Source organism: Kitasatospora sp. NPDC101801 (genome assembly GCF_044766665.1).
Taxonomy (GTDB): domain Bacteria; phylum Actinomycetota; class Actinomycetes; order Streptomycetales; family Streptomycetaceae; genus Kitasatospora.
On record NZ_JBIWML010000030.1, the window covers coordinates 1 to 12,122 of the forward strand.

Below are 12,122 nucleotides of genomic sequence, written 5' to 3' on the forward strand. Positions count from 1 at the left end.
ACCGGGGGGGCCGGCCCCCCCCCCCCCCCCCCCCCCCCCCCCCACCCCCCCCCCCCCCCGGGGGGGGGCCCCCCCCCCCCCCGCGCCCGCCCCCCGCCTCTGTCTGGAAGAGACCCTGATGGACACCTCCCTCACCCACCCCGCCCTCACCGCTCTGCGGACCATGCCAACCCGGCCCGCACCCACCACCCTGTTCGACCCGAAGTCCGGCACCGTCTCGATCGGCCGCCACCCCGAGGGCAACGACGCCGAACTGGCGCTGTTCGAGCCCACCGGGGCCATCCCGACCCGCATCACCGGAGTGCCCGGCAGCGGCACCACCACCCTGCTGGACACCCTGATGGCCGCCGAGGCCGGCACGGACATGGTCACCTCCGTGCTGGTCGACCTCGCCGGCCCCCAGACGGCGACCGCAGTCCCGGACCGCGCCGCCGACACCACGGGCAACGCCATCAGGTTGCTGACCGAGCTCCAGGAACTCGTCCTCACCCGGACCCGCGCTCTCGCCTGCGACCCGACGCTCGGCCCCTTCCGGCCTACCGCCGAGAACCCGTTGATCACCCTGACGCTGGTGCGGCTCACCCTCCTGATCGACGCCGACCCGAAGATCGGGCACCTGCTGGAGTCGATCACCCCCTTCGCCCGCCTGGCCGGCCTGAGCCTGCGCGCGGTCGACACCCCCGACGCCCCGCCCAGTGGACTCCTCACCCGCTACTTCCGCGGCGGCAACCTGGTCGACTTGCTCGCCGGACGGCCGGGCCACCGCCGGGACCAGGTCCTGCCCGGCATGGGGCTGCTGACCCCCCAGTTCGGCGACCCCCACCCCTTCCGGGCCTGGCCGCCGCTGCCGAGCGCCTGACCCCTTTCGCCTGCCACCACCCAACGCACCGAGGAGCACCCGTGACCGTGTCCCTTCTGGCCTTAACCGTCGTCGTCTCCGGCGTGCTGCTCTACCGCAAGCAGGTGCGCGTCCTGGCGGCGCTGCCGCTCGCCGGCGCCGGTTTCTTCGCCGCGCAGACCGCGATCGCCCCCGCCGTCAGTGAGCTGATCGCCAGCGTCGCCTCCCTCGTCTCCAACCTGGCCTCCTGACAACCGAGAGAAGGACCCGCCATGCACCACACCCCCGCCCCCGCCCGCCCGTCCGCCGGCACCGAGACCCCGCCGGAGACCGAGCCGACGGAGGTCCTCCTGGAACTTCACGCCGAGGACGGCTCCGACTACCGGGACAGGCGCCTGCTCGACCTGGCGCAGCTGACGATCCTGCTCCTCGCGTTCGACGGCTGCGAGGACGACGACGCGGACGCTGCCGAGGCGACGCTCACCTACGAGCCGGCCGAGTACGCCGGGCTCCCCTGGTCCGAGACCCGGTGGTTCACCAACGCCGCTCTGAGCGAGTTGCTGCTCGCCTTCGAGGAGGGCGAGCCGATCTGACCGGCCTGCGCCACCTGCCTGCTCCCGGCCTCTCCGAGGGCTGCCGGACCCCCGCCGCCGATCGAGGCGGCCGGGTCCGGCAGCCCCAGAAGGCGCCCGGCGCCGCGAACAGCCCCGCCGCCCCGAACCGCACACCACCCCAGAAGGAGAACGACGTGGACCTCACCGACCGCACCCGGACCCAGCCCGTCGGCCCGGCCCGCACCGAGCCGCAGATCGACCTGCTCAGTGCCAGCTACAGCCCGGCGATCATCGACGGCCAGATCATCGCCGTCCCGCTCCGCCCCGACCAGTACGACGGCACCCAGTTCGTCCCGGCCCTCATCGACGGGCAGGTCGCGCCCATCCCGGTGTTCAACCCGTTCTCCGCGATCGCGGTGCAGGCGCAGCCCGCCCCGGCCGCTCCGGCCCAGCCGCCCGCCGACCCGGGCCTGCCCCGCTCCGTGCAGCAGGGCGTGCTGCTCGGCTCGGTCGCCTTGGTCGCCGCCGGAGGCTTCGTGCTGCTGTCGGGTGCCGGGGCCGGCCTGGCTGCCGAGCACGCCGACGGCCTCACGGAGGTCCTCATGTGGGTGTCCATCACCGTCGTCGCCGTCGCGGCCGGGGTGCTGCTGCTGCTCGGCAAGTTCAAGGCCATGAACCGCGCCGCCGCAGCCGGCGGCGCCGCGTCCGCGACCGCCACCGGCGACAACTCCAGCGCGACCGCCACCGGCCCTGTCTACGCGTGGTCGTACCGGCCCGAGCACCGCACCACCAACATCGGCCAGCAGTCCGCCGGGTGGAAGGGCACGGTCAACAACAACGGCTGACGACAGAAGCGACCGTATCGCCGGGCTCTGACCGGTGCCGGTCGTCAACCAGCCAACGTCCGGTCCTACGGCTTCGTCACCGGCCAACCGCCCGCCCCGCCCACCGGCAGGGGCGGGCGGCCGCGCTCCGGGGGCGTTACCGGCCGACCGGCCGACCACAGCATCCAGGAGGACGCCTTGGGCAACACACTCACCTTCACCCTCCCCGCCGTCCTGGCCGCCGCCCTGGACATCAACGACCAGGCGGCCACCTGCGACGAGGCCGGGTGCGACACCGAGATCGACCTCGGTCCCGCCTCCCGATGCGGCAGCGGCCCGGACGATACGGCCGTCACCGGCTGCGGGCAGCACTTCTGCCCCCGGCACCTGTGGCTGGACGGCGACCACCTGACGCCGCAGCGGCAGCAGTGCGAGCCCTGCATCGACCAGAGCACCCTGCGGAAGGCGGCCTGACCACCATGTCCCTGTTCCGACACCTGATCATGAGCCGTGCCGACCGGCGGGCCTGGCGCAGTGCCGCCACTCTCGCCGACCTCGGCGAGCTGACCGCCCAGTGGCTGGAGGGCACCCGCGCCTCCTGGCCCGGCTACGTCCCCGGCTACGGCCCGGACTCCGAGACCACCGACACCCCCGGCCTGGTGCGGGCCCTCGCCCTGGCCAACAGGGCCGGCTACGTCACCAACGCCAGCCAGCCCGGCGAACACGGTCCTGACCAGGGCCAGGACTGGTGGGCGCAGCGCACGGCGGTCTCCGGCTTCGTCGCCGACCCGCAGGCCCTCCACACCCTGCGCCTGGTGGCCGAGAGTTACGGCCTGCTGTACGTCGAGCACCAGCCCGACACCGCCGAGGACCTGCGGCCCGACGGTGTTGTCGGCGTACAGGTGAAAGTGGCTCTGGCAAGATTTTCGTAGCCGAAGATCGTCGGGTGGGGTTCGGTGAGCCCACCACCCCCAATTCGATTGCCGCCGAGCCCACGGCTGCGCTGATACTTCGTCATGAGCAGAATCGCGCAGGTCATTGTGTTGGCGCAGTATGCGAACGGGGTGATGGAGCCGTTGACCCGGCGGGATGACTCGCGTAGCTGGGGCGGCCACTTCGAGCAGCTCGCCATGTTCGCTGACGGTTGGATGATCGAGTTCAACCGGGTGCGCCCGCGGTCCGGTCTGCTGCGGCATCTGGAATCCCTGGAGTGGCCGCGCCCGGAGAGCGTGCAGGTACTGATCCATGACGAGGAGGACGACTGCTTCGGGTTGTGGATGATGCGAGACGGGGTGCTGACCGAGGTCTCTCTCCCCGGTCACAGGCGCCTGCACCCTCCGGTGCCGGCAACTGATGAGTTCCCGCCCGACCCAGGGCTGCTGTGGCAGGCGGAAACGGCAGTGCCGGCGGGCTTCTCGGCGGAGCGTCAGGACAAGCGCACGGCCTGGTAGGACCTGGTCAGCCACTGGCAATCGAGCGATGACTCCCCAGCGGAGGGCCTCGGCCGGCACCGCACGTTCAGTAGCGGCGGCGCAGGTGGGCGATCAGGACGACGCGGTGGCGTAGGAGTGGGACGCCGGCGCGTCCTGCCATGATGCGCTTTTGGAGCTTGAGGTCGGTGATGCGGCCTTCGTTGACGCCGGAGTTGTAGGTGGTGGTGATCCCCTGCCGCACTGCTTCCTGGTCTTCGCGCAGGGCTGCGGCGATGCCGGCGAGGGGTGGCAGGCCGCTGGCGGTGAGTTGGTCGAGCCAGCCGGTCAGGGGGGTGTCGTCGCGGGTGTCGAGCATGGTGGCGAACTGGCGGACCAGGTCGTGGGTGCGGTTCAGTTCCGGGCAGTGTTCGAGCAGTCGGCGCAGACGTTCCGCGGTCTGGAGGCTGTGCCGGTGTGGTGCGGTGATGATCCAGCGTGCTGTCTCGCGTGGAGAGGGCGGGCGTTCGCGTGGCTCGTCCAGCGGCAGCCCGCGCCGCAGCGGCGCGATGGCCATCTTCACTCGCTGGTAGTGGCCCGGATAGCCCTTGCCCAGGAGCTCCTGGTGAAGGATTTTCGCGCTGTGCTCGCCTTCGTCCCAGCGTTGTTGCAGGTGGTCGAGGTAGGGGTCCAGGGCGGACGGGCGGCGGGGAGCACGGCGCATCACCTCCTGCCAGGTGCGGGCCCGGGCGTACTTGCTCACGGTGCGGCGGTCGAGCCCGAGTTCCCGGGCCACCGCACTGACCGGACGGCCGGTGTCGGTCAGGGCACGGACGGCTTCGAACAGCCGACGGGCGTGCCGGGCAGCAGGCGTGTCGACCGGGCCGGGACCGGTCCTGGTCGTCTCGGCAACCTGCGGGGCCGTCGGTTCGGCAGGTGGCAGGGCAGTGGGCAGACAGCCGCGATGGGCGGCGGCGATCTCCTGGACACGGCGGGACAGGCCTTGCCACAGGTGGAAGCGGTCGCTGACCTGGACAGCGTTCGGGGCACCGGCTGCGATGCCCTGCCGGTAGGCGAGCGAGCCGTCGCGGCAGGCGATCTCAACCCCTGGATGCCCGCGCAACCACTGGCTCAGCTGCCCGGCGTCCCGGCCCTCCCAGAGCGTCACCGGCAGACGGGTGGTGGCATCGACCAGCAGCGTGCCGTACGTATCGCCCTTGCGGAGCGCGAAGTCGTCCACCCCCAACACCTTGGGCGTCACCACCGGTGGAAGTGGCATCCGCATCACCTGGGACAGCACCGCGGAGCGCGACAGCACGATGTTCAGCACGCGCAGCATCCGAGCTCCGCCCCGGCCCGCCAGTATCACACCGATTTTTTCAACCAACCCTTGCAGCAACGGAGTTCGACGTTGGTAGCGCACCGTCAGTCCAGGGATCTGCTCGGCGAAGGTCGCCTTCGCGCAGGCCGCCGCCTCGCAGTACAGGCGCCGCACGCTCAGCTCGATCCGGACCGGACGCCCACCGATCGTGGCGTCGGCCAGCTGCCGCACGTAGCGACTGTGGACCCACCCGCTCAACACCCCGCACCCCGTGCACCCAGCCGGCTCCCGGGACCGAGTACGAGCCCGGACCATCACGACGGGCCCGGAGGTATCGACCGACAGCACCACCACATCCGTCAAGTGCGGCAACAGCGAAGCCAGTTCAGGAGAGCACCGTCACAGGCTGCCCACTGCCGAGCCCTGGCGATCTCCGGCTACGAAAATCTTGCCAGAGCCACTTCAACGAGTACGCGGACAGGTGTCGTCGTCACGGCCGTCAACGGGCAGCCGTTCACCCGGTTCGGCGACTGGATGCCGCCCGAGACCGTCCGCCGTCTGGTGTGGAAGGGCGCAGGCAAGGACGCTGTCGCCGCCGCCGAGCGGGCCTGGCAGGTCACACTCGCGGACCCCGACTCGGGCCCCCGCCGCGCGCTGATCGACGCCCTCTTCGAGGCCTTCGCCGACCCGGCCGAGGCCCGCTGCGTGCGCTGCGGCTGCACCGAGGACGACCCGTGCAAGGGCGGCTGCTGGTGGGTTCCTGGGCTGGTGACGGAAGACGTGTGCAGCGCCTGCGCACCCGACCGGTTCGACGAGCTGGCCGCCGAGGCCGACGGCGACGCGGACGGGTCGCCTCTCGCGCCCGTCCGGGCGCCCCTCATTCCCTGACCGACCCGGCCGGGCCACCGCCCGGCGCCGCCGGCGCGGCCGGGCGACGTGCCCGACCGCGCCGGCCCGCACCACATCCCGCGAGGAGAGCACCGGATGAAGACCTGGAACGTCCCCGCCCACCGCATCGCCGACACCGAACACAGCACCCTGACCTTCAGCAGCGGCGAGGAACTCGTCCTCGCCGACTGGGAGGTCACCGAAGCCGCCCCGGACCAGGACGGCCGCGTCTACGCGTCCCTCCGCGGCTGGATCGCCAACACCGAAGGCACCGGCACGAGCGGCGACCGCTACGTCCTGCCGGTCAAGGCAGGCCGGGCGCAGCTGGTCCTGGCCGAGCTGCGCGGCCGAGTGCCCCTGCGTGACCTGGCGGTCCACATCGACACGCACAGCCCCGGCGCCCCGCACCCGAACACCTGGGACCACGCCGGCTACCTGTGCACCGTCTCCTGGATGGACCGCCGGATCGACGGACACGGGCAGCCGGTCCTGGAGACGGAGATCGGCTCCGCCCGCTGGAGCGACCCCGCCAGCGGCCGCGAGTGGGACCTGCAGGCCGCGTACCTGCGCGACGGGGAGACCTACAACCCGCTCGGTTTCGTGTGGCGGCACTTCGACCGCTGGCACCGGGGCGTGCCGATGCTGCACCCCTTCTACGGCGACCACCGCAGCCCGGCCCATGGCCTGGCCGGCCGCCTGCTCACCGACGGCCCGTGGGCCCTGGCGACCGAAGCGCCGGCCCTCGCCGCCCCGGCCTCCACCGGCCGCTGACCCTGCCGCAGCCTTCAGCACCACGCCAAGACGGGCCCGGCCACCACGGCCGGGCCCGCATGCCGAACCCCTCAGCCTGTCCAGATCCGGGAGCAGACCATGAACACCGACACCCCGACCACCACCAGTCCCGCTGAGCCCACCGTGGCGGCCGCCCCGGCCGCCGGGCGGCGCACCCTCAAGGCCGCCGCCCGGGCCCGCTGGGCGAAGGCCACCGCGCCCGGCACCTTCCTCGACCGCCGCCGCGAGGACCTGGTCGAAGCCCTCGACCAGGGCTGGCGGGGATCCGCCCGCTGGGTCCGCATCCTCGCCGGGGTGCTGATCGCCGCGTTCGTCCTCTACGGGGCCCTCGCCGTCTTCTCGGTCGCGCACCACGTGCTCGCCCAGAGCGGCGAGAACGCCCGGATCGTCGGCATCACCGGCACCATCACCGGCCCGGTGCGCCTCTACCTCGACCAGCACACCGCCGGCCTGCCGATCAGCAGCGCCGACACCTACATCGTGTGGAAGGCCACCGGCGTGGTCACCGCGCTGCTGTCGTTCCTCCTGGGCTCGGCCGTCTCCCGGCTCGCCTGGACCGGATGGTCCGCGGCCACCCTGGCGACCGTGTGGCAGACCAGCCCGGACGGCGGCCGCACCGTCGCCACCGCCCTGACCGCCGCGGCCCTGGCCGCCGTCTCCATCCCGGCCCTGCGCGGCCTGACCTTCTCCCTGCGTCCCCAGGTCACCATCCACCGCAGCGTCCTGCGGAAGGCCACGGTCACCGGCCGGCCCGCCCGGAGCCGGACGGCCGTGCCGTCGCCCCGCAACCCGTTCGACATGCCCTGAACGCCCGCACCCCTCGGGGCCCGGGCGGCACCGGCCGGGCCCCGGTCGACCCTCAGACCACGGAGCCACCCTGTGAACAACCTGCTCGACCGAGCCGTCGCCCTCGCCGGCGCCGACTCCCCCTCCGCACGAACGATCTGCGTGGACTTCGACGGGGTGATCCACCCCGAAGGCCCGTGGAACGGCGGCCGCCTGCGCAGGGGCCCCCTGCCCGGCGCTGTCCAACGGCTGCGCACGCTCCTGGACGGCGGCTGGTGCTTGGCAGTGGTCACCGCCAGGCACTCCGACTTCCACGAGGACGTCGCCACCTGGCTCGGCGAACACCTGCAGCGCAAGGTCATCGTGCTCCGCGGGGCCGAGACCGCGTACTGGAATCAGCCCGGCGTGGTGCTGGTGACCAACGTCAAGGTCGGCGCCCTGGTCTACGTGGACGACAAGGCCGAGGAGTTCACCAGCTGGGCCACCGCCCTCGCGGGCCTGCCCGACTCCCCGGACGACCTCCTGCGGACCGGCTCACCGGCTGGCCCACCGGCGCCCTGGTGGCAGCGGCTCGCAGTACGCATCAGGTCACCAAGGTTTTCCCGAAAGCGTTGATGTCGCAGTTCAGAGCCTTGGCGGAGACCTTGGTGAGCGCCGTTACCGGCCCGGTATCAGCCCACCAAGGTTTCCGCCCGGGCCCGTCCGGGCCGTCCGTAGTCGCCCTCGACCCCGTCGAGGCGGCCACCGGCCACCCGGCCGATCCACCGCCCGCACCACGGGCGGGCCGAGCACCACGAGACGGAGCAGACATGCCCCAAGCGCACATGCCCGAGAGCAACCACAAGAAGACGGCCGGCCTGCCCGGGGTCTTCGCCGAGCTGATGTGGGTCGACAGCCCGGACTTCGGCGCCCACCCCAAGGACCGCCGCAACCCGTTCGTCTACGACGTCGATCCCGCCCCGCTCGCCCGGGTCCTGGCCGCCGTCCTGGACATCAACGAGACCGGCATCGGACGGTCGGACCTGTCGCGGATCGTCGCCGACGACCCGGTCGACGGCCCGATCCACATCGTCCACCTGGCCGCCGTGGTCGAGGCGACCGCCCGCCGCCACGGCGGCTCGCTGGCGACCCCGGCCAGCACGTCGGCGCTGTTCGACGCCGCGGTCAACGGCAACGCCAGCGGACAACTGGTCAACCTCATGGCGAAGGAGGGCTTCGGCCCGGCCACCGAACGCGTCCGGGCCCTGAGCGCCCAGCAGCGGTACGAACTGCTGGAGTCCCTCATCGAGCACTGGTCGCACCCGGTCCTCGGCCTGACGTTCGACATCACGCACAGCGGCGTGTTCGGCACCCGCTGACCCACCGCCGTGGTCCCGTCCCATCCGGGCGGGACCACGGCCCCGGCCGACGAGACGGCTGGTGCAAAACCTTGGTGGCAGCGAAACCGACAAGCCACCAAGGTTTCCGACGGAACAGCGAATCCGCAGGTCAAAGCATTGGTGGAAACCTTGGTGGGCGCCGTTGCCGAACCGGTACCGGTACCGACGGCCGTCACCAAGGTTTCCACCAAGGGTCACGGGATCCACTGCCAGGACCGGCCGCCGACGTGAGCGGCCCACAAGCCCGGGAGCCCCGCTGTGATTCCCCGTCGCTCTTTCAGTCAGCGAGTCCTGCAAGCCACCCTCGACGCGACCCAGTCCCTGGTCACCGTTGCCGGTGCAACGGCCGCCAGCCTCGCTGCACACCGAGCCCTGCGGGAGCGGCGCACGACCGACGAGCTGGCCGTGACATCCATCGTCATCGGCATCGCCGTCGCCGCCGTCGTCCAGGAGGTCCTGGAAGACGCCACCTACTCCCTGCGAATCAGTCTTGAGCGCCGCCGCAACCGGCCAGCCGCGGCGATCCGCCGGGACCCCGCTCCGACGGCGAAGCCGGAGACGGAGCCGGAACTGACGCCGATGCAGCAGGTCGAGATCGCGGCCCGCTCCGCCGCCACGTATGAAGCGCGATGGCACTCCAGCAGCGTCCTGGGCACCGACGGCCCGTTGCGGGACCGGAGCTGGACCGGCGCCGCCGACGGATCAGCCACCCTCGACCTGCCCTTCGGAGCGGTCCTGCGCTACCAGCCCGCCGCCACGGTCGACGGGGTCTCCGTCCCCGTGCCCTGGGACGAGTGCTACCGCCTCTGCTACGGCAGCCAGCTCATCGTCGTGCGCTCCGGGGCGCATCTGCTGACCCTGATGCAGCGGCTCGCCGAGGGCCGGCCGCTGCTGGGCCACCCCTGGTTCAAGGCGTCCGACGTGCGAGCCGACCTCGGGCCCGAACTGCACGCAGCCGACCTCGGGCCCGCGACGCACGGTGCTCCGGACCACGTCGAGCCTGCAGCGACGCCGAAGCGCACCAGCCGACCGGGCGGCGGTCCGGTTCGCCGCAACGCCGTGAAGTAGCCGCAGCCGCCTGGAATCCGTGCGGCCGCACGCTCCGCCTCTCCACCCGACCTTCCAGTCCCTCAGGAGGCCCAATGCCCGCCAGTCCGGCCGACCGCCAGCCGGTCATCGCCTGCACCGTCACTGTCGACACCCCGCCCGACCAGCTTCAGGACACCGTGTTCTACCTGGCCGAGGCGCAGCTGCCCCTGACCGTCGAGATGAACGGGTCCACGGTCCGCTACCACCCACTCACCGACGCCGTCCGCCCCCGGCCTATCGGTGCCGGTGACGCTGCCGTGCTGGACGCGTACGGCGAGCTCCCCTCCGTGACACTGCTGATGCGTGCCGGGGCGACGGCGTTCCACCACTGGCAGAGCGCCGTTGCGGGAGCCCCGAGCTCCTCCGGGCACCGGCCGGACCCGTGCCCGGAGGAGCTGGAGCGTGCCTGGGTCCTCGCGCAGGCGGTGATGCTCGACATTTCCTCGCTGAGGGACGGTGGTGACCCGCGCACCGCGCAGGAGTGCGTGGACGTCGTCAACCACCTGCGGGCGCTGGAGGGGCTGGGTCCGGTCAGCGAGCGCGAGGCGGTGACCTGGCTGCGGTACATCTACGCCAGCCAGCGACTGGAGGGCGGCCGTAGCTGATCGTGCGGCGCGGCCGCCCCGCGTGTGTCGGGCCGCGCCGCAGTGTTGGTGGGTGCGGCCGGGCCCCGTGGATCGGGGGCCTCACTCCAATCATGAGCCAACATAAAGTTGGCCAACACTTGATAGGCCAACTAAAAGTTGGCATACTTGGGGTGTCGGCACCGCCCGACCCCCGCTCCAGTGCCCAGGAGGCTCACCGATGCTCCGCATCACCACCACCCGGAAGCTCGGCTGGCTGCGCCACCGCGCGGACCAGGCCGAGAGCACGCTCGCCGCCACCGCCACGCAGCTGGAGACCAAGGCGGACGCCCACCGCGCCACGAAGGGCGACCTGGCCGCCGCCGAGTCCGAGCTGGCGCACCTGCGCTCCGAGGCGGCCCAGCGTGCGTACGACCTAGACGTCGCACACTGCCGCCTGCAGCTGATCCGCACGCGGGTCGAGCGGATCGCCCCCGGTGCCGACCCGGCGGGCATCGGCCCGGACCTGATCCCGTGGCTCGACGGACCGCTTCACCCGGGCCACCTCGCCGACTACCGGGGCACCGTCACCGCCACCCGGCCCTGACCACCACCACGGTCGCGACTCACACCGGGCACCCCCGCCAAGGGCACCAGGACCACCCGAGAGGAACTCCATGACCACCGAGAGGGTCATCACCGCCCGGGCCGAGGGCCCGATCCGCTTCGAACTCGGCATCACGTCCGGCCACGTCAGGATCACCACCAGCCCCCTCACCAGCCGCGCAGTTGTCACCCTGCGCACCATCGGCACCGAGGGTGCGGCAGTTGACGCCGTTGCCGCCGCCACCGCGAGCGAGCGCGACGGCAGCCTGAAAGTCACCGTCCCCGCCCCCGAGGACGACCACACGGCTGCCACCGGCCCCGTCGCAGTCGTCGGCACGGTCATCGGACCGACCTACACCAACCGGGCCCTGCGGGGCGGCGCGACCTTCGTCCAGCACGGCACCGGCAACATGCAGCTGCTGGGGGACCTGGGGTACTTGAAGATCGTCCACCACAGCGGTGGCGGGCGGACCATCACGGCCGACGGCACCCCCCTCATCGAGGGGCCGGGCATCATCCAGGTCGACGTCCAGCTCCCGCCCGACAGTGAGATCAGCGTACTCAGCGACGGCAGCGCCGACCTCACCCTCGCCGGTGCCTACAGCAAAGCCGCCGTCACCACCATCTCCGGCGACGTCGCGGCCGAGGACGCCGACCTTCGCGAAGCCGTCGTGACCAGCACCTCCGGGGATATCACGATCGGACGGCTCCGCCGCAGGGGCGCCCGGCTGACCTCCACCAGCGGCGACATCGCGGTTCACCGGTTCGACGGCGGCCCGCTCACCGTCACCACCGTCCGCGGGGACATCCAGGTCGGCGCCCGCCGGGGGACCGTCCACGCCGGCCACCTCGACCTCCAGACCGTCAAGGGCGACATCACGACCACCGGCTTCACCGCCACGCCGCAGGTGCGGCTCACCACCAACACGATCAAGGGCGACATCCGCCACCGCTGACGCCGCCCCGGGACGACCGTCCAGCCGGCAAGCATCGTCGGCCGTCCCGGGCCACCCACCCGCTCCAGGAGGAGACAGAGGGGAGAGCCCATAGTCCCTGATCCGAACGGAGCCCCC

At 72.2% G+C, this 12,122-nt stretch carries 17 protein-coding genes; 16 read left to right on the forward strand and 1 reads right to left on the reverse strand.

Annotated elements, in window-relative coordinates; all coding sequences use genetic code 11:
* Positions 1–118: 118 nt before the first annotated feature.
* The 7 genes from ACIRPK_RS26475 (at position 119) to ACIRPK_RS26505 (ending at position 3,667) form a co-directional block, all read left to right on the forward strand.
* Positions 119–859 carry a hypothetical protein gene (locus ACIRPK_RS26475; RefSeq protein ID WP_403042498.1) on the forward strand — a complete coding sequence of 247 codons (741 nt, stop codon included), beginning with the start codon at positions 119–121 and terminating at the stop codon, positions 857–859.
* 41 nt (positions 860–900) lie between these two features.
* Positions 901–1,089, forward strand: coding sequence for a hypothetical protein (locus tag ACIRPK_RS26480; RefSeq protein WP_403042501.1), 189 nt, complete (start codon positions 901–903; stop codon positions 1,087–1,089).
* A gap of 21 nt (positions 1,090–1,110) precedes the next feature.
* A complete protein-coding gene (locus ACIRPK_RS26485; RefSeq protein WP_403042503.1) occupies positions 1,111–1,431 on the forward strand; it encodes a hypothetical protein in 321 nt (106 codons plus the stop codon).
* A gap of 155 nt (positions 1,432–1,586) precedes the next feature.
* Positions 1,587–2,237, forward strand: coding sequence for a hypothetical protein (locus ACIRPK_RS26490; RefSeq protein WP_403042505.1), 651 nt, complete (start codon positions 1,587–1,589; stop codon positions 2,235–2,237).
* 177 nt (positions 2,238–2,414) lie between these two features.
* Positions 2,415–2,690 carry a hypothetical protein gene (locus ACIRPK_RS26495; protein WP_403042507.1) on the forward strand — a complete coding sequence of 92 codons (276 nt, stop codon included), beginning with the start codon at positions 2,415–2,417 and terminating at the stop codon, positions 2,688–2,690.
* 5 nt (positions 2,691–2,695) lie between these two features.
* A complete protein-coding gene (locus tag ACIRPK_RS26500; RefSeq protein WP_403042509.1) occupies positions 2,696–3,148 on the forward strand; it encodes a DUF6919 domain-containing protein in 453 nt (150 codons plus the stop codon).
* An 84-nt stretch (positions 3,149–3,232) separates the two neighbouring features.
* Positions 3,233–3,667 (forward strand): hypothetical protein, encoded by a 435-nt coding sequence (locus ACIRPK_RS26505; protein WP_403042511.1) that lies wholly within the window; start codon positions 3,233–3,235, stop codon positions 3,665–3,667.
* Between the two features lie 67 nt (positions 3,668–3,734).
* Here ACIRPK_RS26505 and ACIRPK_RS26510 read toward each other — a convergent pair whose 3' ends face one another.
* On the reverse strand, positions 3,735–5,300 hold the full coding sequence (locus tag ACIRPK_RS26510; protein ID WP_403042693.1) for an ISL3 family transposase: 1,566 nt from the start codon (positions 5,298–5,300) through the stop codon (positions 3,735–3,737).
* A gap of 9 nt (positions 5,301–5,309) precedes the next feature.
* Between ACIRPK_RS26510 and ACIRPK_RS26515 the strand changes: the two genes are divergently transcribed.
* From ACIRPK_RS26515 to ACIRPK_RS26555, 9 genes are all read left to right on the forward strand, one after another.
* The gene (locus ACIRPK_RS26515) at positions 5,310–5,834 is read left to right on the forward strand and encodes a DUF6919 domain-containing protein (RefSeq protein WP_403042513.1); all 525 of its coding nucleotides are present in this window, start codon (positions 5,310–5,312) and stop codon (positions 5,832–5,834) included.
* A 96-nt stretch (positions 5,835–5,930) separates the two neighbouring features.
* Entirely contained in the window at positions 5,931–6,605 is a 675-nt protein-coding gene (locus ACIRPK_RS26520) for a hypothetical protein (RefSeq protein WP_403042514.1), read from the forward strand.
* A 99-nt stretch (positions 6,606–6,704) separates the two neighbouring features.
* Positions 6,705–7,433, forward strand: a complete 729-nt coding sequence (locus tag ACIRPK_RS26525; protein WP_403042516.1) for a hypothetical protein — start codon at positions 6,705–6,707, stop codon at positions 7,431–7,433.
* A 72-nt stretch (positions 7,434–7,505) separates the two neighbouring features.
* A complete protein-coding gene (locus ACIRPK_RS26530; protein ID WP_403042519.1) occupies positions 7,506–8,027 on the forward strand; it encodes a hypothetical protein in 522 nt (173 codons plus the stop codon).
* A gap of 194 nt (positions 8,028–8,221) precedes the next feature.
* Complete coding sequence (locus ACIRPK_RS26535; protein WP_403042521.1) at positions 8,222–8,770, forward strand: hypothetical protein; 549 nt, start codon at positions 8,222–8,224, stop codon at positions 8,768–8,770.
* A gap of 426 nt (positions 8,771–9,196) precedes the next feature.
* A complete protein-coding gene (locus ACIRPK_RS26540) occupies positions 9,197–9,859 on the forward strand; it encodes a hypothetical protein (RefSeq protein ID WP_403042522.1) in 663 nt (220 codons plus the stop codon).
* Positions 9,860–9,933: 74 nt separating this feature from the next.
* On the forward strand, positions 9,934–10,485 hold the full coding sequence (locus ACIRPK_RS26545) for a hypothetical protein (RefSeq protein ID WP_403042524.1): 552 nt from the start codon (positions 9,934–9,936) through the stop codon (positions 10,483–10,485).
* Positions 10,486–10,684: 199 nt separating this feature from the next.
* Positions 10,685–11,050: a hypothetical protein gene (locus ACIRPK_RS26550; RefSeq protein WP_403042526.1), complete on the forward strand. Its 366-nt coding sequence runs from the start codon at positions 10,685–10,687 to the stop codon at positions 11,048–11,050.
* A gap of 70 nt (positions 11,051–11,120) precedes the next feature.
* Positions 11,121–12,005, forward strand: coding sequence for a DUF4097 family beta strand repeat-containing protein (locus ACIRPK_RS26555; RefSeq protein ID WP_402878872.1), 885 nt, complete (start codon positions 11,121–11,123; stop codon positions 12,003–12,005).
* The last annotated feature ends 117 nt before the right edge of the window (positions 12,006–12,122 follow it).